Genomic DNA, 23290 nt, shown 5'->3' with positions numbered 1-23290 from the left:
TTCCGGCTCGATCTCCGAACGACCGGCGGGGCCGGACACCACGCCACGAGGCGGGAAGCCCGCCGAAATGGGCCGATGACGACGCCGATCGCCTGGTTCCGACCCTACAAGCCTGGCGGGCGGATACGGGCGGAGTGAGCGGTGGTTGCTGGGTAGCCAGCCGTACGTTGCGCGAACCCCACCGGTTGTTCATCCAGTGGGCCGGGGGGACGTCAGACGTTGAAGCCGAGCGCGCGCAGCTGCTCGCGACCGTCGTCGGTGATCTTGTCCGGCCCCCACGGCGGCATCCAGACCCAGTTGATGGTCACGTCCGCGGCCAGCCCGTCCGGGCCGTCGACCAGGGCGGAGCGGGTCTGGTCCTCGATGACGTCGGTGAGCGGGCAGGCCGCCGAGGTCAGCGTCATGTCGAGGGTGACGGTGTTGTCGTCGGCGACGTGGATGCCGTAGACGAGGCCGAGGTCGACGACGTTGATGCCGAGTTCCGGGTCGACGACGTCGCGCATCGCCTCCTCGATGTCCTCGAAGCTGGCGAGCTCCGGCGGGGCGTCCGGTCCCGTCGGGTCCGGGTCCAGCACCGGCTTCGGGACCCCGGCGGGCTGATCCGCCGCCTCGGCGGTTTCTCCCGTCGCGGCCGAGCGCGTCTCGGTCACCGTCTCGCTCATGGCTTCTCCTGCTCGGGTACGTCGAGGGGGGCGACGCGGGGGTACGCGACAGAGGTGGATGCGCCGGCGACGGCGACACTCGGATCCATCGCCTTAGCGGTCGCGTCCTTCCACGCCATCCAGGACAGCAGGGCACATTTCACCCGGGCGGGGTACTTGGAGACGCCGGCGAACGCCACGGCGTCCTCCAGCACGTCCTCGTCACCCTCGATGGTGCCCCGCGACTGCATCAGCGCCAGGAACTCGCGTTCGAGCTTCAGCGCCGCGTCGACCGACTTGCCGATCACGAGGTCGCTCATGACGCTCGCCGACGCCTGACTGATCGAACAGCCCTCGCTCTCGTAGGAGACGTCCTCGACGACCCCGTCCGAGACCTTCACCCGCAGGGTCACCTCGTCGCCGCAGGTCGGGTTGACGTGGTGCACTTCGGCGTCGAAGGGATCCCGCAGCCCCCGGTGGAGCGGGTTGCGGTAGTGGTCCAGGATGATCTCCTGGTACATGGAGTCGAGTTTCACCTCAGAAAGAACCTCCGGACCCCGTGCAGTCCTTCCACCAGGGCGTCGACCTCGCCGGTCGTCGTGTAGAGGTGGAACGACGCGCGGGTCGTCGCAGGTACCCCGAACCGCAGGCAGACCGGCCGGGCGCAGTGGTGCCCGACCCGCACGGCAATGCCGCGCTCGTCGAGGATCTGTCCGACGTCGTGGGGATGGATCGGCCGGCCGTCGTCCTCGTGCAGCACAAAGGAGATCGCCCCGCCGCGGGCGTCCGCCGCCGGCGGACCGATGATCCGCAACCCCGGCACCTCGGCGAAGGCGTCCAGCGCGTAGGCCGTCACCGCGTGCTCGTGCTCGGCGACGGCCGGCATGCCGAGCGCGGTCAGGTAGTCGACGGCCGCGCCGAGCCCGACCACCTGGGCAATCATCGGGGTGCCGGCCTCGAACCGGTGCGGCGGCGCCGCGTAGGTCGAGCCCTCCATGGTGACAAGCTCGATCATCTCGCCGCCGCCGAGGAAGGGCGGCATGACCCCAAGCAGCTCGTAGCGTCCCCAGAGCACCCCGACCCCGGTGGGCGCGCACATCTTGTGCCCGGTGAAGGCCAGGAAGTCCACCCCGAGCTCGGTGACGTCGACCGGGTTGTGCGGTACCGACTGGGAGCCGTCGAGCACGGTCAGCGCGCCGACCTCGCGGGCCCGCGCCACCACCTGCGCGACCGGGTTGATCGTGCCGAGAATGTTCGACTGGTGGACGAAGGCGACGACCTTCGCCCGCTCGGTGATGATCGAATCGAGGTTGCTCAGGTCGAGCCGGCCGTCGTCGGTCAGCCCGATCCAGCGCAGCGTCGCCCCGGTGCGCCGGGCCAGCATCTGCCACGGCACGAGATTGGAGTGATGCTCCATCTCGGTGACGACGATCTCGTCACCCGGGCCGACCCGGAACCGCTCCGCCTCGGCGCCGGCGGCCCCGGCGTTGCTCATCGCGTAGGCGACGAGGTTCAGCGCCTCCGAGGAGTTCTTGGTGAACACCACCTCCCGGCGGTCGCCCGCCCCGATGAAGGCGGCGACCTTGTCCCGGGAGGCCTCGTACAGCCCGGTGGCCTCCTCGGCCAGCACGTGGATGCCGCGGTGCACGTTGGCGTTGTGCAGCTCGTAGTAGGTCCGCTCGGCGTCGAGCACCGCCAGCGGCTTCTGCGAGGTGGCGGCGCTGTCGAGGTAGACCAGCGGCCGGTCGCCGTGCACCGTGCGGGCCAGGACGGGGAAGTCCCGGCGGACCTGCTCGACGTCGAACCCGCCGACGAGCCGGGGTCCGGACCCCGGGCGCACGGCCGCGTCGGTCAGCGTCATGACACCGCTCCCACGCCGGCCGGCGTGGCCGCGCCGCCACCCTTGACGTAGCGGTCGTAGCCGGACTCCTCCAGCACGGCGGCCAGTTCCGGGCCGCCCTCGTCGACGATCCGCCCCGCCGCCATGACGTGGACGAACTCGGGACGGATGTAGCGCAGGATGCGGGTGTAGTGGGTGATGAGCAGGATGCCCGTCTCCCCCTTGGCCCGCACCGACTCGATACCTGCGGAGACGATGCGCAGCGCGTCGACGTCGAGGCCGGAGTCGGTCTCGTCCAGCACGGCGATCTTCGGCTTGAGCAACGCCATCTGCAGGATCTCGTGACGCTTCTTCTCGCCGCCGGAGAAGCCCTCGTTGACGTTGCGCTCGGCGAACGCCGGGTCCATCTCGAGCGCGGCCATGGAGGTCTTGACCTCCTTGACCCAGGTCCGCAGCTTCGGCGCCTCGCCGCGCACGGCCGTGACCGAGGAGCGCAGGAAGTTCGACACCGAGACCCCGGGGATCTCCACCGGGTACTGCATCGCCAGGAAGATCCCGGCCCGGGCCCGGGCGTCGACGCTCATCGCGAGGACGTCCTCGCCGTCGAGCGTGATGCTGCCCTCGGTGACCGTGTACTTGGGATGGCCCGCGATCGAATAGGACAGCGTCGACTTACCCGACCCGTTCGGCCCCATAATCGCGTGCGTCTCGCCCTTGCGGACGGTCAGGTCCACCCCGCGCAGGATCTCGCGCGTGCCCTCGCCGTCCGTCTCCACCGAGACATGCAGATTGCGGATCTCCAGTGTGGACACCGCTGCCGTCACCCTCGTTCCGGGTTCGAATGTGTGACGTCGACGAGCACGTCGTCGCCGTCGATGGTCACTGCGTACGTGGGCACCGGCTCAATCGCCGGCAGGCTCAGCGGGACGCCGCTGGCCAGGTCGAACTGGGACCCGTGCAGCCAGCACTCGATCTTGCCGTCCTCGGCCTCGCCCTGGGAGAGCATCACGTCGGCGTGCGAGCACTCGTCACGCACGGCGTAGACCGCCCCGCCCGACCGCACCACGCACACCGGCACGCCCTCGATCTCGGTGCCGATCGCGGTGCCCTCGGCGAGGTCCGCGGCGGCACACACCCGGTGCCACCGCGGGGCGACCGAGGAGCCGCCCGCGGCAGAACCGCCGGTCGCGGTCGTCATCCGCCCACCTCCACCGACAACTCCGCCGACGACGGCTCCGCAGCCTCGTCCGGGAGGTCGGCCGACAGCTCGCCGGCAATCTTGATCATGATGCGTTCCCGCAGCTCCGGCACGTCGATCCGGTCGATGATCTCGGCGAAGAAACCGTGCACCACGAGCCGGCGGGCCTCCTCGGGCGAGATCCCCCGCGACTGCAGGTAGAACAGCGCCTCGTCATCGAACCGGCCGGTGGCACTGGCGTGACCGGCACCGGTGACCTCACCGGTGAGGATCTCCAGGTTCGGGACCGAGTCGGCCCGCGCGCCGTCGGTGAGCACGAGATTGCGGTTGAGCTCGTAGGTGTCCGTGCCCACGGCGCCGGCGCCGATGAGGACGTCGCCGATCCACACCGCGTGGGCGGCGTCCCCGCGCAGCGCGCCCTTGTAGGTGACCCGGCTGCGGCAGGAACGCGGCTCGTGCGTGACGAGCAGCCGGTGCTCCTGGTGCTGGCCGGCATCGGTGAAGAACACGCCGTAGAGCTCGGCGTCGCCGCCGGGCCCGCGGTAGTCCACGGTCGGGTTGAGCCGCACCAGATCACCGCCGAGGGTGATGGTGAACGAGCGCAGCCGAGCGTCGCGCCCCAGCGAGTAGGCGTGCGCGCCGAGGTGCACGGCGTCGTCGTCCCAGTCCTGCAGGGTGATGAAGGTGAGCGAGGCGCCGTGCCCCACGTACACCTCGACGTTGCCGGCGTAGGTGGCGCTGCCGGTGTGGTCGAGCACCACGGTGGCGGACGCAAACGGGCCCACTTCGACGAGGACGTGACCGTAGGCCACCCCGCCCGGGGAGCCGCGCCGCCCGCCGTCGCCGCTCGTCGCGACGAACCCGGCCGGGGACCTGGGGCTCTCACCGTGCAGGTGCACGACCACCGGCTCGGTGAGCGCGGCCTCGGCCGGGACGGTGACGGCGAGCGCGCCCGCCGACCGGGTCAGGGCGAAGGCGGCCACCCGGTCGGCCGGGGTCAGCACCCGACCGATCCGGGCGTCGGCGGCGGCGAGCTGCTCCACCTCGACCCCCGCGGGCGCGGTGACCGACACGGAGACCTTGCCGTCGGCCTCGGGGCCGGTCGGCAGTCCGCGCAGCCGGCGCAGCGGGGTGAACCGCCACGCCTCCTCGCGTCCGGTGGGCACGGCGTGGTCGAGCGGGTTACGGGACCGTACGGGACGGGGTACGGCACCGGAGGCGGCCGGGGGCCGACCGGTGGCGTCGATGACGACCATCAGCCGACCGCACCTTCCATCTGCAGCTCGATGAGGCGGTTGAGCTCGAGGGCGTACTCCATGGGCAGCTCCCGGGCGATCGGCTCGACGAAGCCGCGCACGACCATCGCCATCGCCTCCTCCTCGGACAGACCCCGGCTCATCAGGTAGAACAGCTGGTCCTCGCCGACCTTGGAGACGCTCGCCTCGTGCCCGATGGAGGCGTCGTCCTCGCGCACGTCAACGTAGGGGTAGGTGTCCGAGCGGCTCACCGTGTCGACGAGCAACGCGTCGCACTTGACCGTCGAGCGGGAGGCCGACGAGCCCTCGTTGATCTGGACGAGCCCGCGGTAGGACGTCCGCCCGCCGCCGCGGGCCACCGACTTGGAGACGATCGTCGAGGAGGTGCGGGGCGCGGCGTGCACCATCTTCGCGCCCGCGTCCTGGTGCTGACCGGCACCGGCGAAGGCGATGGAGAGCACCTCGCCCTTGGCGTGCTCGCCGAGCAGCCACACGGCCGGGTACTTCATCGTCACCTTGGAACCGATGTTGCCGTCGATCCACTCCATGGTGCCGCCCTCGTGGCAGGCGGCACGCTTGGTGACCAGGTTGTAGACGTTGTTCGACCAGTTCTGGATGGTCGTGTACCGGCAGCGCGCGTTCTTCTTCACGACGATTTCGACGACCGCCGAGTGCAGCGAGTCCGACGAGTAGACCGGCGCCGTGCAGCCCTCGACGTAGTGCACGTAGGCGCCCTCGTCGACGATGATCAGCGTCCGCTCGAACTGGCCCATGTTCTCGGTGTTGATCCGGAAGTAGGCCTGCAGCGGGATCTCGACCTGCACGCCCGGCGGCACGTAGATGAAGGATCCGCCCGACCACACCGCCGTGTTCAGCGCGGCGAACTTGTTGTCCCCGACCGGGATCACCGAGCCGAAGTACTCCTGGAACAGCTCCGGATGCTCACGCAGCCCGGAGTCGGTGTCCAGGAAGAGGACACCCTGCTCCTCGAGGTCCTCCCGGATCTTGTGGTAGACGACCTCGGACTCGTACTGGGCGGCGACCCCGGCAATGAGGCGCTGCTTCTCCGCCTCGGGAATGCCGAGCCGGTCGTAGGTCGCCCGGATGTCCTCGGGTAGGTCCTCCCACTCCTCGGCCTGCTTCTCGGTGGAGCGGACGAAGTACTTGATGTTGTCGAAGTCGATGCCCGACAGGTCGGCACCCCAGGTCGGCATGGGCTTGCGCTCGAACAGCCGCAGCCCCTTGAGGCGCAGGTCGGTCATCCACGACGGCTCGGACTTCTTGGCCGAGATGCCGCGGACAACCGCCTCGGACAGGCCGCGCTCCACGTCGGCGGCGTAGGCGTCGGTGTCAGCCCATCCGAACCGATAGGAACCAAGGCCTTCCAGGGCGGTCTCGGCAGAGGTGGTCATAGGGCGAAACCCTCCGAAGACGAGGATGGTGGACAGGCCAGGGACGCGGGCCGGGCCGGGCCGGATCCGGCCACGGCGGAATCGGGCAGCACCCGAGCGGAGCCGTCCTTCCCGGACCCGCTCTGATCGGACCCGTTCCGATCGGACCGGGCACGCGAAGCCATGCCGGGCGCCGTGCCCGCGGGCGGATGATCCGCGGCGGTGTGGCTCACGGCAGTGTGACCCGCGGGCGGGTGACCCGCGGGCGGGTGACCCGCGGGCGGGTGACCCGCGGGGATGTGGGTCGTGCAGACGCCGTCGCCGTGCGCGATCGTCGCCAGGCGCTGCACGTGGGTGTCGAGCACGCGGGCCAGCACCGCGGTCTCGGCGTCGCACAACGCCGGGAAGCGCTCCGCGACGAACTGGACCGGGCAGTGATGCTGGCAGATCTGCAGACCGGTGGGCAGCTCGGAGACGCTGGCGGTGTACCCGGCGGCGGTCATCGCCTCGGCGAGCGCCGCCGGGCGATCCGCCGGCTCCGCCGCCACGACCGCCTCGCGCACCCGCCGCTCCAGGTCGACGGCGCGGGTATCGGCGAACTGGGTGACCGCGCTCGCGCCACCCACCTCGGCCAGGAAGTGCAGCGCACCGGCCGCGAGATCGGAGTAGGCGTTGGGACCGGCCTGATGGCCGGCTTCGGTGAGCGCGTAACGCCGGGCCGGGCGTCCCCGGCCACGCGGCCCCCGGGACCGGCTCTCCGTGGGCGTGATGATGCCATCCGCGACCATGGCATCGAGATGCCTGCGGATAGCCGCCGGGGAGACCCCGAGCTGACGGGACAGCTCGGCTGCCGTGGCCGAGCCGCCCTCCAGGAGCAGACGCACGACCCGGTCGCGGGTACGGCCGTCCGCCGTCCCGCTCGTCCCGTCGTGGTCGTATTTCACAACGCCAGTGTGCCTTATTTCCTGGGCGCAGTCGAACCGGGGTCGCCGGAACTACAGCCCAATGGGGCGATCTTCGCCACAGCCATGACGCAGATCACATCCGCCGGACGTGAGCACACAACGGATACCCACGGGCCGTACCCGACCGACGACCGCAGGCGGCGGAATGCCAGACTTGCGCCCACTGCCATACCTGCGCGCCCACCCGGGCGCGCACCCCGGGTGGGCACACCAGGTCGGCACACCAGCGGGCCGACGGTCGCGACGCGCGGTCGCGCCCGGCCGCCACCGACCCGGAGACGATCTCAGGCGGGAGGCGACGGGCGGATGCGATCACAACTGTGGCGCGGCGGGGTCCGGCGGGCGCTGCTCTCCCTCGGACTGACTTTCCTGCTCGCGACCTCGGCGGCCTGCAGTGGCGGCGGGGAGAAGAGCAACGGGCTGGAGAAGCTGCCTGCCGGCGAGGTCGGCACGCGCACCCTGCAGGCGTTGCGCACCGCGACCGGCGTCCACGTCGTCGGCACCGAGGCCGACCCGCGCTCGGACGCCCCCGCCGGTTACGACCTGGTGATGTCCGGCACGGTCACCCGCGGCACCATTGACGAGTACGGTCAACGGACCCAGATCTTCAAGATCAAAGACGACACCTACGTCCGCCGCGGCCGCGCCTACTACGAGGGGACCGGTGACGCCGCGGCCGGGAACCTCCTCGCCGACCGCTGGGTCCGCCTAGCCCCCGCCGACGCCGCGAAATACAGCTACTTTACCCTCGACCGGCTCGCCGCGTCGCTGACCAGCTACGTCGTCGGGCTGTCCGGCCCGGTGCGGACCGAGAAGCTGGCCGGCACCCAGGCCGTCCGGGCCGCGGGCCCCGACGGAACAGCCTTCTGGGCGGCCAACACCGGACCCGGGTATCCGTTGAAGGTGGTCGTCGCCGGCCGCTCCACCAACGAGATCACCTTCGACGACTACGGGACGCCCGCGACCGGCACCCCGCCCGGCGACGTCGTCGACCTGTCCAACCTCGGCTGAGCCGCCGTTCCCGGCACGCCGGGCCCGCCTTACCTCCCCCTTGTCTATCTTTCCTCCCCCGCGTCCCTCTCCTTACCGTGCATCGCTCCCCTACCATGCCTCCTTACCATGCGTCCTTACCATGCGTCAGCGGACCCGTGGGCGGGAGGAACGAGATGAGCGTGCCGGCACGCGGATCCCTGGTGGCGGCGGTCGACCAGGGGACCACCGGGACCACGGTCTGCCTGCTCGACCGGGACGGGGTGGTCGTCGGCCGCGGCTACACCGGGATCCGGCCCGGGTTCCCCCGGCCGGGCTGGGTCGAGCAGGATCCGGACGAGCTCTGGCGCAGCGTCGTCGACACCGTCGCCGCGGCCCTGGCCGGCTGCGGTCGCCGGGCCGGGGAGCTCGCCGCCCTCGGCATCACCAACCAGCGCGAGACCACCGTGCTGTGGGACCGGCGGACCTCCGCCCCGGTCCACCCGGCCATCGGGTGGCAGGACCGGCGGACGGCCGCGGTCTGCGAACGCCTCACCGCCGAGGGGCACGCGGGTGCGGTGGGGGAACGCACCGGGCTGGTACTCGACCCCTACTTCTCCGGTACCAAGATCGGCTGGATCCTGGACGACGACCCCGGGCTGCGCCGGCGCGCCGGCCGGGGGGAGATCGCCTTCGGCACCGTCGATTCCTGGCTGGTCTGGAAGCTGACCGCCGGGGCCGCGCACGTCACCGACGTCACGAACGCCTCCCGCACCCTGCTGCTCGACCTCGCCGCCGCGACCTGGTCCCCGGAGATGCTCGATCTGCTGGGCGTTCCCGCCGAGGTGCTGCCCGCTGTCGCGCCGAGCTCGCGGGTCTACGCCGAGACCGATCCGGACGCCTTCCTCGGCGTGCGGATCCCGGTGGCGGCCGTGATCGGCGACCAGCAGGCCGCTCTGTTCGCCCAGGGCTGCTTCGAACCCGGCCAGGCCAAGAACACCTATGGCACCGGTTCCTTCGTGCTGGTGAACACCGGCTCGGCCCTGCCGGCGCCGCAGTCGACGCTGCTGCGGACCGCGGCGTTCCAGCTCGACGGCGAACCGGTGCGGTACGCGCTGGAGGGAGCGGTCCTGTCCACCGGTGCCGCCGTCGACTGGCTACGGGACTCCCTGGGGATCATCCGGGATGCCACCGAGACCGCCGACCTGGCCGCCTCCCTGACCGGCAACGACGGCGTCTACTTCGTCCCGGCGCTCGCCGGCCTCGGCGCCCCTCACTGGGATCCCCGCGCCCGCGGCGCACTGCTCGGGATCACCCGGGGGACCACCCGGGCGCACGTCGTCCGCGCGGTGCTCGAGGGCATCGCCTACCGCACCCGGGACGTCGTCGAGGCGATGGGTGCCGCGGGCTTCCCGGTGCGCGAGCTGCGGGCCGACAGCGGGGCCGCCCGCAACCACTGGCTCATGCAGTTCCAGGCCGACCTGCTCGGCGTCGAGCTCGACGTCCCGGACAACATCGAGACGACCGCGCTCGGTTCGGCCTACCTCGCGGGGCTCGCGACCGGGTTCTTCGCCGACCGCGAGGAGCTCGCCGGGCATCGGCGCAGCGCCGAGCGGTACCGGCCGAGGCTGTCCCGGGCCGAGCGGGACCGGTCCTACCGGCGATGGCTGCGCGCCGTGGACCGGGCCCGGGACTGGGCCAAGGACGCCGACGACGCCGACTGGGACTGACCGGGCCGACGGTGCCGACCGGGCCGACCGGGACTGACCGGCCGACCGGGCTGACGGGGCTGGCGCGGCCGGAAAAACACTGTCGCGATTCCCGGATTGCGCCCCGCGACCGCGGGACCACGCCAGGGCCACGTTCCCTCGCGGCTTCTTGGTCGAACCGGCTGCCAGACGAACCGAGGCCTGACAATCTGTCACAGGGGGCGGTTGGCGTCTCCTGTCGACCTTGACCCGGACGGAGACCGTGACCGAGGCGGACTACGCCCTGGAGCTCGGCCGCCGGCTTCGCGCGGCGCGCAACCGGCGTGGCTTGTCGCTGCTGGACGTCCAGGAGCGCACGCATGGCCGGTGGACTGCCGGGACCCTGGGCGCCTACGAGCGAGGCTCTCGGACCCTGCGCGTGCATCGACTGGTCGAGCTCGCCGAGCTGTACGACGTTCCCGCGACGCTGCTGGTACCGCCGGCCGCCGATCGCCGCGAGACCGACCATCTGCCGCCGCTGGTCATCGACCTGCGCCGGCTGCGCAAGCTGCCCCCGACCCGCACCGGACCGCTGCGGCGCTGGATCGCCATCGTGCAGGTCCTGCGGTCGGACAGTTCACGCGACGTCCTGCGGCTGCGTCGCTCCGACCTGCAGTCGTTGTCCCGGCTCTACAGCACCACGCCGGCGATGCTGTACGAGCGGCTGGGCGCCTGGGGAGCGCTGGTGGAGCCAGGCGAGCCGGTGGCGGTCGGCGGGCGCCGCCGGGCGCTGCCCGTCCGCCCGCCGCAGCAACGGGGCTAGCAACGGGACTGGCAACGGGACTGGCAACGGGACTAGGGCACGGCCGCCCGGTGGTGCCCGTTCCACCCAGCCGAAGGCCTCGTGCCGGGGCGGACCGGCCCTCCGCCCGACCCGCGATGTCCGTAGGATCGCAAGGTGGCCGAGATCCTGGCAGTCAGTGTCACGGACCTCGTGAAGACGTATTCCTCGCGGTCCGCTTCCCCGCGTTCCGGTCGTCGTCCTCACGGGTCCGGGCGGCGGACCCGCACCGGTCGGGCCGGGCGCGGTCCCGCGGCGTTCTCCACGTCCCCTACGCCGTCCCCTACGCCCCCCGTGCGCCAGGCGCCCCCGGCGCCGCCGGTCCCTTCCGGCGACGCCGCTCGACCGTCGACGACACCCGATGGTCGGATACGCGCCGTGGACGAACTGTCACTTACCGTCCCGACCGGCACGGTCACGGCGCTGCTCGGGCCGAACGGCGCCGGCAAGACAACCACCGTGGAGATCTGCGAGGGATTCCGCCGCCCCGACGCGGGCGAGGTGCGGGTCCTCGGACTCGACCCCTGGGCGGACGCCGTTGCCCTGCGCCCCCGGGTCGGGGTGATGCTGCAGTCCGGGGGGATGTATCCCGGCGCCCGCGCCGGCGAGATGCTGCGCCTCGTCGCCTCGCACTACCGCCACCCGCTGGATCCCGCGGCGCTGTTGGACCGGCTCGGGCTGGCCGGGTCCGCCGGTACCCCGTTCCGCCGGCTCTCCGGCGGCCAGCAGCAGCGGCTGTCGCTGGCGATGGCCGTGGTCGGCCGCCCGGAGCTGGTCTTCCTCGACGAGCCGACGGCCGGGTTGGACGTCCAGGGCCGGCGGGACACCTGGGAACTCGTCGAGGAGCTGCGCACGGCCGGGGTCACCGTCGTGCTGACCACCCACGCCATGGACGAGGCCGAACGGCTCGCCGATCAGGTGATCATCGTCGACCACGGCAGGGTGGTGGCGGTCGGCTCCCCCGCGGAGCTCACCCGGGGCGGCGCCGAGGGGCAGCTGCGCTTCCGGGCCCCCGCCGGGCTGGATCTCGGCCGGCTGCTGCTCGCGCTGCCCGACGGCACCACCGTGCAGGAGGGCCCGGCTGGGCACTACCTGTTGCAGGGCACGGTCGACCCGCAACTGCTCGCCGCGGTGACCGCCTGGTGCGCGGGTAACGGCATCCTGGCAGAGGATCTCCGGGTCGAACAACGCACGCTGGAGGACGTCTTCGTGGAACTGACCGGATCGGAGCTGCGCTCATGACCGGCGTCCCGCTGCTCGATCTGCGCCCGGCTCCGGCGCCCGCCTCACGGGTCCGGATGCTGGCGGCACAGACCAGGCTCGAGCTGGTACTCACCCTGCGGCGCGGCGAGTCCGTCCTGCTCACCCTGATCATCCCGGTCGGTCTGCTGGCCTTCTTCACCGCCGTCGACGTGCTGCCGAGCTCCACCGAGCGGCCGGTGGACTTCCTCGTCCCCGGGGTGCTCGCGCTGGCCGTGATGTCGACCGCCTTCACCGGGCAGGCGATCGCGACGGGCTTCGAACGCTCCTACGGCGTACTCAAACGCCTCGGGGCGACCCCGCTGCCGCGCGTGGTCCTGCTCGCCGGCAAGACGTTGGCGGTGCTCGCCGTCGAGGTCATCCAGCTGGTGCTCCTGGTGGCGGTCGGATTCGCGCTGGGCTGGGACCCGACCGGCGGGCCGGTCGGGGTTCCGGCGGTGCTGGCGCTACTCGTCCTGGGCACAGCCGCGTTCTCGGGGCTCGGCCTGCTGATGGCCGGAGCCCTGCGGGCCGAGGCGACGCTCGCCGCCGCCAACGGCGTCTACCTGGTGCTGCTGCTGATCGGCGGGGTGGTGTTCCCGCTGTCGAAGCTTCCCGGCTGGCTGCGGGCGGTCGCCGAGGCGCTGCCGACCGCGGCGCTGTCGGACGGGCTGCGGGCCGTCCTGGCAGAGGGCGACGGTCCGGGGGCACGCCCCCTGATCGTGCTCGTGGCCTGGGCGGTGGCGAGTCTGGCGCTCGCCGCCCGCACCTTCCGTTGGGAGTAGAGCCGACTGGGAGTAGAGCCGACACCGCGACCATCCGGCCGGCAGGCACCATCCGACCAACGGAGAAGGATCCGAGCGGCCCGTGCCGGACAGGGCGTTACCATGGCAGTCGTGCCAGCTTCTACAGAGCGTCGGAGTTTGCCGCTGATCAGCCTTCGCGCCTTCCGGCTCCTCACCACGCTCAACGTGGTCTTGCTGTCACTGATCGTGGTGAGTGGCGGCGTGGTCCGCCTGACCGGCTCCGGCCTCGGCTGCCCGACCTGGCCGCAGTGCGGGGACGGCTCGTTCGTGCCGCACTCGGAATACGCCCTGCACGGAGCGATCGAGTTCGGCAACCGGGTCGTCGGCCTGGTGGTCGGCCTCGTGACGCTGATCACCCCGCTGGTCGCGCTCCGCCTGCGGGGCGGACGGCGGCGCGATCTTCGACTGCTGTCCTTCGGCCTCTGGGTGGGTTTCCTCGGGCAGGCCGTGCTCGGCGGGATCACCGTCCTGACGAAGCTGCACCCGGCGACCGTCGCCGCCCATTTCCTGCTCTCCATGGTCCTGCTGTGGAACGCGGTCCTGCTGGACCACCGGGCCCGCCAGGACGCGGGTGCGCCGACCCCGGGGGTCGGTCCCGCGCTGCGGTGGCTGGCGCGCCTGCTGGTGGTCGTCTCGGCGGGGGTGCTCGTCCTCGGCACGGTCGTGACCGGCGCCGGGCCGCACAGCGGTGACAGCGACCATCCGGCCCGCTTCGGGTTCGACCTCGTCAACGTCTCCCAACTGCACGCCGACGGCGCGATGCTGCTGGTCGGGCTCGTCGCGGCCATGGCGTTCGCGGTGCGGGTCGCCGAGGCCCCCGACGAGGCCAGGCGGACCTCCCTCGCCCTGGTCGGGACCGTCCTCGCGCAGGCCGCGATCGGATTCACTCAGTACTTCCTCGGCGTTCCCGCCCTCCTCGTCGCCCTGCACATGACCGGGGCGACCGTGATGTGGGTCGCCGCGCTGCGGCTCTGGCTCGCCCTGAGCTCCCGGCACCCCCGGCCGGCACCGGACGCGGCGCCCACGCTCGCGGCGGCCGGCGCCGAGGTCCCCGCGCCCGCCGGGCCGGTCGGGACCACCGCCCCCACCGGCGCCGGCATCGGCTCCTAGACCACCGACACCCTGGGACCACCGACACCCTGGGACCACCGACACCCTGGGACCACCGACACCCTGGCCACGGCGGCCACGCCCCGTTCCTGAGACGGGAAACAGTCCCGGCGGCCGGCTCGACGTCCGACGACCCGCCGCGGCACGGCCTCCGCCGAGGGGCCGACGTCGCGACGGAAACGCGACGGACAAGTGTGGAGGGTTGGGCATGGTCTGGAGACCGTCCCCCAGACCGGGCGCCAGCGCCACTACCGAGTGTAACCGATCACAGCCTTATGTGATCTTGTCGAGGCCCTGCCCCGACTCCTCACAATGCAACAGCGCCGTTGCGGGGGTCTCGCCGGATGACCGATGATTTGGAGCTCGATTATGATGGATGGAGGCTTGGACAAGCCTGACCTTCCCAACTCAGGAGTAATTTTCCATTTCTGGCACACCCAACGAAGGACCAGGTGAAAGTCGGCGGCTAGAATCGGCCGTGTGGATGCCACCCAAAAAATTCTTCTGCTATGCGGAAGCCTCCGCGCCGGGTCGTCCAACTCGGCGCTGCTACGCACCACGCGAGCATTGACCCCGCCGGGATTCGTTGCGGACGACTACGACGGTATGGCCAAGCTGCCGCACTTTAACCCTGACGACGACCAAGATCCTTTGCCTGTGTCGGTAGTGGACCTGCGGGCCCGCATTGCATCGGCCGCTGCGATCCTGATCTGCACGCCGGAGTACGCGGGCGCACTGCCGGGTTCCTTTAAGAACCTGCTCGACTGGACCGTCGGTGGGATCGAGATCGGGGACAAACCCACGGCATGGATCAACGTATCGCCGTCCACGACAAAGGCCGCGGACGCGCACGATTCCCTGCGCAAGGTGCTGCGTTACACCGGCGCCATGATCGTCGAGGAAGCCTGCATGCACATCCCCGTCCACAGATCGACCATCAACGACCAGGGCGTGGTCACCGATGACCAGATCCGGGCCGGTGTGCTCAAGTCACTGGCCGCGCTGACCGCAGCGGTCTCGTGAACCAGACCGGTCCCCGGGGTGGAGCGACCCGGGGACCGGGTCGACCGCTACAACACCTGCGCCGATTCATGCAGGTCCCGCTGCCGGATGAAGAAGAAGGCAACCAGGGCGCCGACCGCGCACACAATGGCGCAGACGACCATGACGCTGGTGAAGCTATGCACGAACGCGGCCCGACCGGCGTCGCCAGCCCGGGTGATGTTGCCGACGGCAACTTCCCGTCCCACGGCCGAAGGTCCAGCGTACTTCGACAGCACCAGCTGCTGAAACAGCGCGCCGAAGCCGGCGATCCCGATGGCGACACCAACCTGCTGAAAGGTCTCGCCGATGCCGGTGGCCATGCCCGCCTTCGCGGCCCTACCTGCCAGCGCTGGCGTCGTTCGCCCGCCACCTCCGCAACGACTACGACGCCGTCGTCGCCGGGCTCACCCTGCCGCACAGTTCCGGGCCCGTCGAGGGCGCCGTGATTCCACGTAACTGTAAGTAGGCGGAATGAAATAACCTGTGCAACTTGAGCCTCTCGCGGCCCTGTGACCTGCTAAGATGCTCCCGAACATGCATTTGTTATTTCATTACGATTCCTAAAGATGGTGAAGAGGCAGATGTATGGACGGGCGAACTTCGATCTCCTGCGTAAGCGCGTGTTGATCAGACAACTCGGAAACCAGGCCATCACGTGATCGTCGCCAGAACCGAATAACGCGATCGCCTCCGCTGCCGCGGGAGACGGAACGGGATCAGGCAGGCGCGGACCCGGCGGAGGCTGGCCGGCCAGGACGGCAGTGTGCGGGTCGGGACCGGACGCGGGCTGCCGCCGGGTGGGGTGGTGGGTGTTCGGGGGTGTCGTGCCAGCACAGGCTGAACGCGCAGTTCACCAGGGCCGGGTGGCGGGCGATCGCGGTGGCGGAGCGGACCTGGACGTCGGCCCAGCCGAGTTCGTGTGTGATCTGTTTGTAGTCTTGTTCGACCCAGCCGTGCGGCCCGTACAGGCGGTCGATCTCGCTGTGGGCGGCGGGTGGGAACGCCGATGCCGCCGCGGTGGGCAGGTCGGGGTGGGGCAGGGTGGTGGCCAGATACCAGGTGCTGGTCGATGGCAGGGTCGCCGGGTCGGTGGTGGCCACGACCAGCCGCGGTGGTCCGCCGGGTCTGGGTGTGCCCGTCCGGTAGACGCGCCGCACTGGTGTCAACTGGCCAGGACGGGTGGGCCCGTCCCAGACCCGTTCGCGGGCGGCCCGCCGGCAAAACAACGCCCCGTCCCGCCCGGTGACACCGGGATCAGGACGGGGCGGGGTCGGTGGGGTCGGGCGAGATCAGACGAGAGCGGTGACGGCGATCGCCACGAACAGCAGGGTCAGATACGTGATCGACATGTGGAACAGGCGCATCGGCCTCGGGTCCTCGCCGTGCCGGGCCCGGCGGGCGACCCGGTGCGACTCGACCAGGAACCAGGCTCCCACCGCGACGGCGGCGACGAGGTAGACCGGGCCGGTGGAGGCGACGGGAGCGACCGCGAGCGAGGCGGCGACCATCGCGTAGGCGTAGCCCAGCATCCGCCGGGTGACGACCTGGACGGAGGCGACGACCGGCAGCATGGGGACGCCCGCCGCGGCGTAGTCGTCGCGGAACTTCATCGCCAACGCCCAGAAGTGCGGCGGGGTCCAGAAGAAGACGACGGCGAACAGCAGCACCGCGGCCCAGCCGACGGTCCCCGTGACCGCCGACCATCCGATCAGGACGGGGAAGCAGCCGGCCGCGCCCCCGATGACGATGTTCGACGGGGTGCGGCGCTTCAGCCCGAGGGTGTAGACGAAGACGTAGAAGGCGATCGCCCCGTCCGCCAGCAGCGCGGAGGGCCAGTTGACCAGGAAACCGAAGAGCAGCGTCGAGACGATCCCGATCACGATGCCGAAGGTCAGCGCCTCCGTGGGCGTGACGGTCGCCCGCACGAGCGGACGGCGCTTCGTGCGGCCCATCATCTGATCGATGTCACGATCGACGTAACAGTTGATCGTGTTCGCGCTGCCGGCGGCGAGGGTTCCCGCCACCAGGGTCACGGCGATCAGCCGGAGCGACGGCACGCCCCGTTCGGCGAGCATCATGACCGGGACGGTGGTGATGAGCAGCAGTTCGACCACGCGCAGCTTCATTAGGGCGACATAGCCGCGGGCCTTCGCCGACACGGCCGCCCAGCCCCCGCGAGTCGCGTGCCCGGCGCCCGGGAGCCCGTCGGCGGGCGGATCGGCTGCGGGGGCTGGCGGGCCGGCTGCGGGGGCTGGCGGGCCGGCTGCGGGGGCTGGCGGGCCGGCTGCGGGGGCTGGCGGGCCGGCTGCGGGGGCTGGCGGGCCGGCTGCGGGGGCTGGCGGGCCGCCGACCCCCGGCGCCGGTGCGGTCGTTGGCTTGGAGGCGCCCGCCCGCCCCGGTCCGCGGGCGGGGACATGCCGGTGACGAAGGACGGCCTCGGTAGACAGAGCGACCTCGCGATCGGCGGGATCGACGGGCGACCCACGCGGGACGGTGCCCCGAAAGTCGGAGCGGACGGTGTTCTACGACGTGTCGGAGTCTAGCCGCCGCGGCGCTGCGTACGCGCGTCGACCGCGCCCGGACCCCCGCCGCCGTCCTGCGTCCTCTCTCACAACCGCGCCACGCGGCCCCCCGGGCGGCGGCGACCGACATGTACTGGCGTGGGGCATCGGACAGCGACGGTGGGCATGGCGCATGGACGGCGGGCATCGGGCATCAGGCATGAACCGCAGGGACCGGGATTCCACTCGTCGTGCGCGTTGTTCTCCCAACCGCCACCCGACTGTCACGGGGATCCGCAGACTGGGATCAGACTGGAAACAGACTGGGATGGAGCCGGCCCCAGAGGGTAGTGCCCTGAAGGGGGTGCGCCCATCCGAAGCGCGAGAACGGCCATGAAGCGCGAGAACAGCTTGGAGGCCTTGGAGACATGGTGAGGACGCCACCGCCCGCGGAGAGGAAGTCAGCCCGATGAGCAATCCCCTGTCCGAGCTCTCAGCCGCCGGAGTGGCGGTCTGGCTGGACGACATCAGCCGGGACCGCCTACGCACCGGCAACCTCGCCCACCTGGTCGAGAACCGCGGCGTTGTCGGCGTGACGAGCAACCCGACCATCTTCCAGAAGGCGATCAGTTCGAGCGACCTGTACGACGAGCAGCTGCACGACCTGGCGATCCGCGGCGTGGACGTCGGCGAGGCCGTCCGGGCCATCACGGCCGCCGACGTGCGCGACGCCTGCGACGTGCTGCGCGGCGTCTACGACGCCAGCGGCGGCGTCGACGGCCGGGTGTCCCTGGAGGTCGATCCCCGGCTCGCCCACGAGGCCGAGCGCACGCTCGCCGAGGCGCGTGCCCTGTGGTGGCTGGTCGACCGACCCAACCTGTTCATCAAGATTCCCGCCACCCGGGCCGGCCTCTCGGCAATCACCGAGACGCTTGCCCAGGGCATCAGCGTGAACGTGACGCTGATCTTCGGACTCGACCGGTACGACGCCGTGATCGACGCGTTCATGACCGGTCTGGAGAAGGCCCTGGCCGCGGGGCGCGACATCACCGACCTGGCCTCGGTCGCGTCGTTCTTCGTCAGCCGGGTGGACACCGAGGTCGACCAGCGGCTGGAGAAGATCGGCACCTCGGAGGCGAAGGCGCTACGCGGCCGGGCCGCCGTCGCCAACGCCCGGCTGGCCTTCGAGCGGTACGAGAAGGCGTTCGCCACCCCCCGCTGGGCGGCCCTGGCCGCGGCGGGCGCGAAGCCCCAACGCCCGTTGTGGGCGTCGACGTCCACCAAGGACCCGTCCCTGCCGGACACGATCTACGTCACCGAGCTGATCGCGCCCGGAACCGTCAACACGATGCCGGAGGCGACCCTGGAGGCGTTCGCCGACCACGGGTCGGTGACGGGTGAGACGATCCGCCCCCGCTACGAGGAGGCCCACGAGGTGTTCGCCCAGCTCACAGCCGTCGGAATCGATCTCGACGACGTGATCGAGACCCTGGAGAGCCAGGGCGTACAGAAGTTCGAGGACTCGTGGACCCAGCTGTTGGACACCATCGCGGCGCACCTGGGATCAGCCGGTTCGTCCGCGTAAGGCCTGGCGCCGGCCGTGGCCGTGGCGGTCGCCACGGCCGTCGCCACGGCCGTGATGATCGTCTCAGCGTCGTTCATGGACACCCGACGGTCCCCGGTGAAACAACCTCGGAGAGACCACAAGCAGAACGAAGGGGGAACGGGTGGCGCCCACGGTGAGTACCAACCCGCTGCGGGACCCACGTGACCGCAGACTGCCGCGCCTGCCGGACGCGAGCGCCCTGGTGGTGTTCGGCGCTACCGGCGACCTGGCCCGCAAGAAGCTGATCCCCGCCGTCTACGACCTGGCCCACCGCGGCCTGCTGCCGCCGGGTTTCGTCCTGCTCGGGTTCGCCCGCCGGGACTGGCCCGACGAGGACTTCGCCGAGTTCGCCCGGCAGGCCGCCGAGAAGGGCGCCCGCACCCCCTTCCGTGCAGAGGTCTGGGACCGGCTGGCGGGCTCCGTGCGGTTCCTGCCAGGGTCCTTCGACGACGACGCCGCGTTCGACCGGCTCGCCCGCACGCTGGAGAGCCTGGAGCACTCCCACGGTATCCGTGGCAACGCGGCGTTCTACCTGTCGATCCCGCCGTCGGCCTTCCCGGTCGTGCTCAAGCAGATGCAGCGCACCGGGCTCTCCTCGGCCGCGGGTTCGGGCGGCTGGCGCCGGGTCGTCGTCGAGAAACCGTTCGGTCACGACCTGGAGTCGGCCCGGCAGCTCAACGCGCTCGTCGACGACGTCTTCACCCCGTCCGGGGTGTTCCGCATCGACCACTACCTGGGCAAGGAGACGGTCCAGAACCTCTTCGCGCTGCGCTTCGCCAACACGCTGTTCGAACCGATCTGGAACTCCCAGTTCGTCGATTCGGTGCAGATCACCATGGCCGAGGACGTCGGGATCGGCACCCGGGCCGGCTTCTACGACGAGACGGGCGCCGCTCGGGACGTGCTCCAGAACCACCTGTTGCAGCTGCTCGCCCTGACCGCGATGGAGGAGCCGGTCAGCTTCGGCGCGGAGACCATCCGCACCGAGAAGCTGAAGGTGCTCCGCGCGGTGTCGCTGCCCATGGACCTCACTCGCTACGCGGTAAGGGGGCAGTACGAGCAGGGCTGGCTCGCCGGGGAGCGGGTCCCGGGCTACCTCGACGAACAGGACATCCCTGCGCAGTCGCGGACGGAGACCTTCTCGGCGGTGCGCCTCGGCATCGAGACGCGCCGGTGGGCCGGGGTGCCGTTCTACCTGCGGACCGGCAAGCGGCTGCCACGGCGGGTCACCGAGGTCGCCATCTTCTTCAAGAAGGCGCCGCACCTGCCATTCGACGAGACCGCCACCACCGAGCTCGGCAACAACCAGCTGGTCATCCGGGTGCAGCCCGACGAGGGGGTCACGCTCAAGTTCGGCTCCAAGGTCCCCGGCTCGGCGATGGAGGTCCGGGACGTCGCGATGGACTTCCTGTTCGGTGAGGCGTTCACCGAGGCGCTGCCGGAGGCCTACGAACGGCTGATCCTCGACGTGCTGCTCGGCGACGCGACGCTGTTCCCGAACAACGCGGAGGTCGAGGAGTCCTGGCGGATCGTCGATCCGCTGGAGCGGCACTGGGCGGGCACCACCCCGCACCGCTACCGGGCCGGCACCTGGGGTCCGGCTGCCGCCGACGAGATGCTCGCCCACGACGGTCGCCGGTGGCGGCGGCCATGACCATGGATTAGGAGCCCCTCGTGACCACATTGTGGGACACCACCGGTTCTGAGGTGGTCAAGGCCCTCGCCGCCGAACGACGGGCGGCCGGAGCCCTGGCCTTCGGCCTGGCGCTGACCCTCGTCGTCGTCGTCGACGAAAAGCACGTCAGCGCCGCCGAGGGCGCGGCGACGCTGGCGGCCTCGGCCCATCCGTGCCGGCTACTGATCGTCGTCCGCCGGCAGGTCGACGTGCCGCATCCCCGGCTCGACGCCGAGGTCTCGATCGGCGGTCGGCTCGGCCCGGGCGAAGCGGTCGTGATGCGGATGTCCGGCCGGTTGGCGCTGCACGCGGAATCGGTCGTGCTTCCCCTGCTCGCACCGGACGCCCCGGTGGTCACCTGGTGGCACGACGAGCCGCCGGCCCGGATCGCCTACGACCCGCTCGGCGTGTTCGCCGACCGGCGGGTCACCGACGTCACCGCCAGCCCGGATCCGCTGTCGGCCCTGTTCCAGCGGGCCGCGGACTTCGCCCCCGGCGACACGGACCTGTCCTGGACCAGGCTGTCGCCCTGGCGCACCCTGCTCGCCGCCGCCTTCGACGCGGTGGTCAGCGAGCGGCCGGACTCGGCCGTCATCACCGCCGGCCGGGCCGATCCGAGCGCCCAGCTGTTCGCCGGCTGGCTCCAGAACAGGCTCGCCGTCCCGGTGACGGTCGACGAGACGGGCGGCCGGCCCGGTATCACCGCGGTCGCCGTCGCCCTCGACGGGGACCGGCTGGCCGTCTCCCGCACCGACTCCCGCTCGGCGATGATCTCCCGCACCGGGTACCCGGACCGGGTACTGCCTCTGGCCGACCGGGGCGTCGGGGACCTGCTCGCCGAGGAGCTGCGCCGGCTTGACGAGGACGCCGTCTACGCCGAGGCCCTGGGTACCTGGAGCGGCCTGCCGAACCTGACCAGACGCTCGCCGCACCGAGAGCACATCTGGCGGGACCCGATGGACCAGACCGTGGGCACCACGGACGCGTTGGCCGCCGGCGCCGCGACGTCGGGCGCCGTGACGTCGGGCACCGTGACGTCCAGCACCGCGGCCCCGGGCACCGCCCCGATGACGAGTGCCCCGAACAACGAACGGACGGTGGGTGGCGCATGACGGCCGAGCCGGAGCTCGTCCTCCATCGTGACGCCGGGGTACTGGCCAGGGCGGCCGCGGCCCGGCTGATCACCCGGCTGGTGGACGCCCAGACGGCCCGCGGGGAGGCCTCACTCGTCCTGACCGGCGGTGGCATCGGCATCGCCCTGCTGCGGGCGGTGCGATCGAACCCGGCTCTCGACGCGGTGGACTGGGGCAAGGTCGACATCTGGTGGGGCGACGAGCGGTTCGTCGCGGCCGGCTCGCCCGACCGCAACGAGCGGCAGGCGCGGGAGGCGCTGCTCGATCACATCCCGGTGGATCCCAAACGGATCTTCCCGATGGGCCATCTGGCGGCCCCGACCGCGGGCGGTGACGTCGAGGGACGGGCCTCGGCCTCCGGCTATACCGATCCGGAGTCCGCCGCGGCGGAGTACACCGCGCTGCTGGCCACCCGTGCCGTCGCCGGATCGGCGGTGCCGAGCTTCGACGTGGTGCTCCTCGGGCTCGGCCCGGAGGGCCATGTCGCCTCGCTGTTCCCGGACTCCCCCGCGGTCGTCGCGACCGAACCGGTGGTGGCCGTGCATGACTGCCCCAAACCACCGCCGGAACGCGTCACGCTGACCCTGCCGGCCATTCAGTCCGCCCACGAGGTCTGGGTGATCGTCGCCGGGGAGGAGAAGGCCGATGCGGTCGCGGCGTCGTTCTCCGGAGCGGGACCGATCACGATCCCGGCGACGGGAGCCGTCGGCCGCGACCGCAGCCTGTGGCTCGCCGACCGGGCCGCCGCCTCCCGGCTGCCCGGCTGGCAGTGACACGGTCCGTGGACGACCTGTCCCGTAGACCTGTCCCGTGGGCCGGGCCCACGGGACGGCACCGGCGGATCAGGTCAGGATCTTGGTCTTGCCCCGCTCGAACTCGGCCTCGCTGATGATCCCCCGGTCGCGCAGGTGCGCGAGCTTGCCGAGTTCGTCGGCGTCGCTCGTTGTCCCGGCGGCCTCCTGGAGGTAGGCGCGCCAGGCCTGTTCGTCGCGCTGCGCCGCGGCGCGGCTGCGCTCGTGCATGCTGCCACCCCGCACGATCAGGTAGGCGATCACGCCGAGCCAGGGCAGCACCACGATCGCGACCGTCCAGGCGGCCTTCGCCCATCCGGACAGATCCTGGCTGCGGAACACATCCATGATCACCGCAAACAGCAGCCACAGCCACAGGATGAAAGCAAAAAACCACAGCATATAGAGGAAGACACTGAGTAGCGGAAAATCGGGATCCACGGAGTACCTCCTGTCCACCTGTCCACGCCGTGGTCGGGCGGTGGCCTGGACGGGCCACGGCCGTCCCGGCGTCCTGGGCCCCGGTTCCGGCCCGGACCCGGTTTCTGACCCGGTCCGTTCATACCCGCGCCGGGCCGTTCCCCCCGTCTCGCCGC

Annotated in this window: 23 protein-coding genes; 11 read left to right on the top strand and 12 right to left on the bottom strand. The window is 71.3% G+C overall.

The window, feature by feature from the left end; genetic code table 11:
* Nucleotides 1–212: 212 nt before the first annotated feature.
* Genes FRANCCI3_RS08370 through FRANCCI3_RS08335 form a run of 8 tightly spaced genes read right to left on the bottom strand, consistent with a single transcriptional unit; the run spans nucleotide 213 to nucleotide 7270 of the window.
* Entirely contained in the window at nucleotides 213–662 is a 450-nt protein-coding gene (locus tag FRANCCI3_RS08370) for a metal-sulfur cluster assembly factor (protein WP_011436105.1), read from the bottom strand.
* Nucleotides 659–1177 carry a Fe-S cluster assembly sulfur transfer protein SufU gene (sufU, locus tag FRANCCI3_RS08365; RefSeq protein WP_011436104.1) on the bottom strand — a complete coding sequence of 173 codons (519 nt, stop codon included), beginning with the start codon at nucleotides 1175–1177 and terminating at the stop codon, nucleotides 659–661. The genes FRANCCI3_RS08370 and sufU overlap by 4 nt, the downstream gene beginning before the upstream one ends.
* Nucleotides 1174–2502: a cysteine desulfurase gene (locus FRANCCI3_RS08360; protein ID WP_011436103.1), complete on the bottom strand. Its 1329-nt coding sequence runs from the start codon at nucleotides 2500–2502 to the stop codon at nucleotides 1174–1176. The genes sufU and FRANCCI3_RS08360 overlap by 4 nt, the downstream gene beginning before the upstream one ends.
* Nucleotides 2499–3293, bottom strand: coding sequence for a Fe-S cluster assembly ATPase SufC (sufC, locus tag FRANCCI3_RS08355; protein WP_011436102.1), 795 nt, complete (start codon nucleotides 3291–3293; stop codon nucleotides 2499–2501). The genes FRANCCI3_RS08360 and sufC overlap by 4 nt, the downstream gene beginning before the upstream one ends.
* An 8-nt stretch (nucleotides 3294–3301) precedes the next feature.
* A complete protein-coding gene (locus FRANCCI3_RS08350) occupies nucleotides 3302–3679 on the bottom strand; it encodes a non-heme iron oxygenase ferredoxin subunit (RefSeq protein ID WP_011436101.1) in 378 nt (125 codons plus the stop codon).
* Nucleotides 3676–4935, bottom strand: a complete 1260-nt coding sequence (gene sufD, locus FRANCCI3_RS08345) for a Fe-S cluster assembly protein SufD (RefSeq protein WP_011436100.1) — start codon at nucleotides 4933–4935, stop codon at nucleotides 3676–3678. Before sufD ends, FRANCCI3_RS08350 begins: the two co-directional genes overlap by 4 nt.
* Entirely contained in the window at nucleotides 4935–6347 is a 1413-nt protein-coding gene (gene sufB, locus FRANCCI3_RS08340) for a Fe-S cluster assembly protein SufB (protein ID WP_011436099.1), read from the bottom strand. Before sufB ends, sufD begins: the two co-directional genes overlap by 1 nt.
* Nucleotides 6344–7270, bottom strand: coding sequence for a helix-turn-helix transcriptional regulator (locus FRANCCI3_RS08335; protein ID WP_011436098.1), 927 nt, complete (start codon nucleotides 7268–7270; stop codon nucleotides 6344–6346). The genes sufB and FRANCCI3_RS08335 overlap by 4 nt, the downstream gene beginning before the upstream one ends.
* 327 nt (nucleotides 7271–7597) lie before the next feature.
* On the opposite strand from FRANCCI3_RS08335, the gene FRANCCI3_RS08330 reads away from it, so the two are divergent.
* The 7 genes from FRANCCI3_RS08330 (at nucleotide 7598) to FRANCCI3_RS08300 (ending at nucleotide 14967) form a co-directional block, all read left to right on the top strand.
* Nucleotides 7598–8302 carry a hypothetical protein gene (locus FRANCCI3_RS08330; RefSeq protein ID WP_011436097.1) on the top strand — a complete coding sequence of 235 codons (705 nt, stop codon included), beginning with the start codon at nucleotides 7598–7600 and terminating at the stop codon, nucleotides 8300–8302.
* A gap of 155 nt (nucleotides 8303–8457) precedes the next feature.
* Nucleotides 8458–9990 (top strand): glycerol kinase GlpK, encoded by a 1533-nt coding sequence (glpK, locus tag FRANCCI3_RS08325; RefSeq protein ID WP_011436096.1) that lies wholly within the window; start codon nucleotides 8458–8460, stop codon nucleotides 9988–9990.
* A gap of 241 nt (nucleotides 9991–10231) precedes the next feature.
* Entirely contained in the window at nucleotides 10232–10771 is a 540-nt protein-coding gene (locus FRANCCI3_RS08320; RefSeq protein ID WP_023841558.1) for a transcriptional regulator, read from the top strand.
* A gap of 135 nt (nucleotides 10772–10906) precedes the next feature.
* A complete protein-coding gene (locus FRANCCI3_RS08315; RefSeq protein ID WP_011436094.1) occupies nucleotides 10907–12031 on the top strand; it encodes an ABC transporter ATP-binding protein in 1125 nt (374 codons plus the stop codon).
* Nucleotides 12028–12813, top strand: a complete 786-nt coding sequence (locus tag FRANCCI3_RS08310; RefSeq protein ID WP_011436093.1) for an ABC transporter permease — start codon at nucleotides 12028–12030, stop codon at nucleotides 12811–12813. Before FRANCCI3_RS08315 ends, FRANCCI3_RS08310 begins: the two co-directional genes overlap by 4 nt.
* Before the next feature lie 102 nt (nucleotides 12814–12915).
* The gene (locus FRANCCI3_RS08305; RefSeq protein WP_011436092.1) at nucleotides 12916–13944 is read left to right on the top strand and encodes a COX15/CtaA family protein; all 1029 of its coding nucleotides are present in this window, start codon (nucleotides 12916–12918) and stop codon (nucleotides 13942–13944) included.
* A gap of 480 nt (nucleotides 13945–14424) precedes the next feature.
* A complete protein-coding gene (locus tag FRANCCI3_RS08300) occupies nucleotides 14425–14967 on the top strand; it encodes an NADPH-dependent FMN reductase (RefSeq protein WP_011436091.1) in 543 nt (180 codons plus the stop codon).
* A gap of 47 nt (nucleotides 14968–15014) precedes the next feature.
* On the opposite strand, the gene FRANCCI3_RS08295 is transcribed toward FRANCCI3_RS08300, so the two are convergent.
* The 3 genes from FRANCCI3_RS08295 to FRANCCI3_RS08285 all read right to left on the bottom strand — a co-directional run bounded on the left by FRANCCI3_RS08295 (nucleotide 15015) and on the right by FRANCCI3_RS08285 (nucleotide 17147).
* Nucleotides 15015–15308 (bottom strand): hypothetical protein, encoded by a 294-nt coding sequence (locus FRANCCI3_RS08295; protein ID WP_011436090.1) that lies wholly within the window; start codon nucleotides 15306–15308, stop codon nucleotides 15015–15017.
* Nucleotides 15309–15704: 396 nt separating this feature from the next.
* Nucleotides 15705–16088 (bottom strand): hypothetical protein, encoded by a 384-nt coding sequence (locus FRANCCI3_RS08290; RefSeq protein WP_035941788.1) that lies wholly within the window; start codon nucleotides 16086–16088, stop codon nucleotides 15705–15707.
* Nucleotides 16089–16277: 189 nt separating this feature from the next.
* On the bottom strand, nucleotides 16278–17147 hold the full coding sequence (locus FRANCCI3_RS08285; protein WP_011436088.1) for a heme o synthase: 870 nt from the start codon (nucleotides 17145–17147) through the stop codon (nucleotides 16278–16280).
* A gap of 811 nt (nucleotides 17148–17958) precedes the next feature.
* Here FRANCCI3_RS08285 and tal point away from each other — a divergent pair.
* The 4 genes from tal (at nucleotide 17959) to pgl (ending at nucleotide 22676) form a co-directional block, all read left to right on the top strand.
* A complete protein-coding gene (gene tal, locus FRANCCI3_RS08280; RefSeq protein WP_011436087.1) occupies nucleotides 17959–19074 on the top strand; it encodes a transaldolase in 1116 nt (371 codons plus the stop codon).
* Nucleotides 19075–19216: 142 nt separating this feature from the next.
* Nucleotides 19217–20749, top strand: a complete 1533-nt coding sequence (gene zwf, locus FRANCCI3_RS08275) for a glucose-6-phosphate dehydrogenase (protein ID WP_011436086.1) — start codon at nucleotides 19217–19219, stop codon at nucleotides 20747–20749.
* 20 nt (nucleotides 20750–20769) lie between these two features.
* Nucleotides 20770–21882 (top strand): glucose-6-phosphate dehydrogenase assembly protein OpcA, encoded by a 1113-nt coding sequence (locus FRANCCI3_RS08270; protein WP_011436085.1) that lies wholly within the window; start codon nucleotides 20770–20772, stop codon nucleotides 21880–21882.
* Nucleotides 21879–22676, top strand: a complete 798-nt coding sequence (gene pgl / locus FRANCCI3_RS08265; protein WP_011436084.1) for a 6-phosphogluconolactonase — start codon at nucleotides 21879–21881, stop codon at nucleotides 22674–22676. Before FRANCCI3_RS08270 ends, pgl begins: the two co-directional genes overlap by 4 nt.
* Nucleotides 22677–22745: 69 nt before the next feature.
* Here pgl and FRANCCI3_RS08260 read toward each other — a convergent pair whose 3' ends face one another.
* On the bottom strand, nucleotides 22746–23135 hold the full coding sequence (locus tag FRANCCI3_RS08260) for an SHOCT domain-containing protein (protein ID WP_011436083.1): 390 nt from the start codon (nucleotides 23133–23135) through the stop codon (nucleotides 22746–22748).
* Nucleotides 23136–23290 lie beyond the last annotated feature (155 nt).

Origin of the sequence: Frankia casuarinae (assembly GCF_000013345.1) — a bacterium.
GTDB lineage: Bacteria > Actinomycetota > Actinomycetes > Frankiales > Frankiaceae > Frankia > Frankia casuarinae.
Note: the sequence above shows the minus strand (reverse complement) of the source record. Positions and strands in the feature narration are given on the sequence as shown.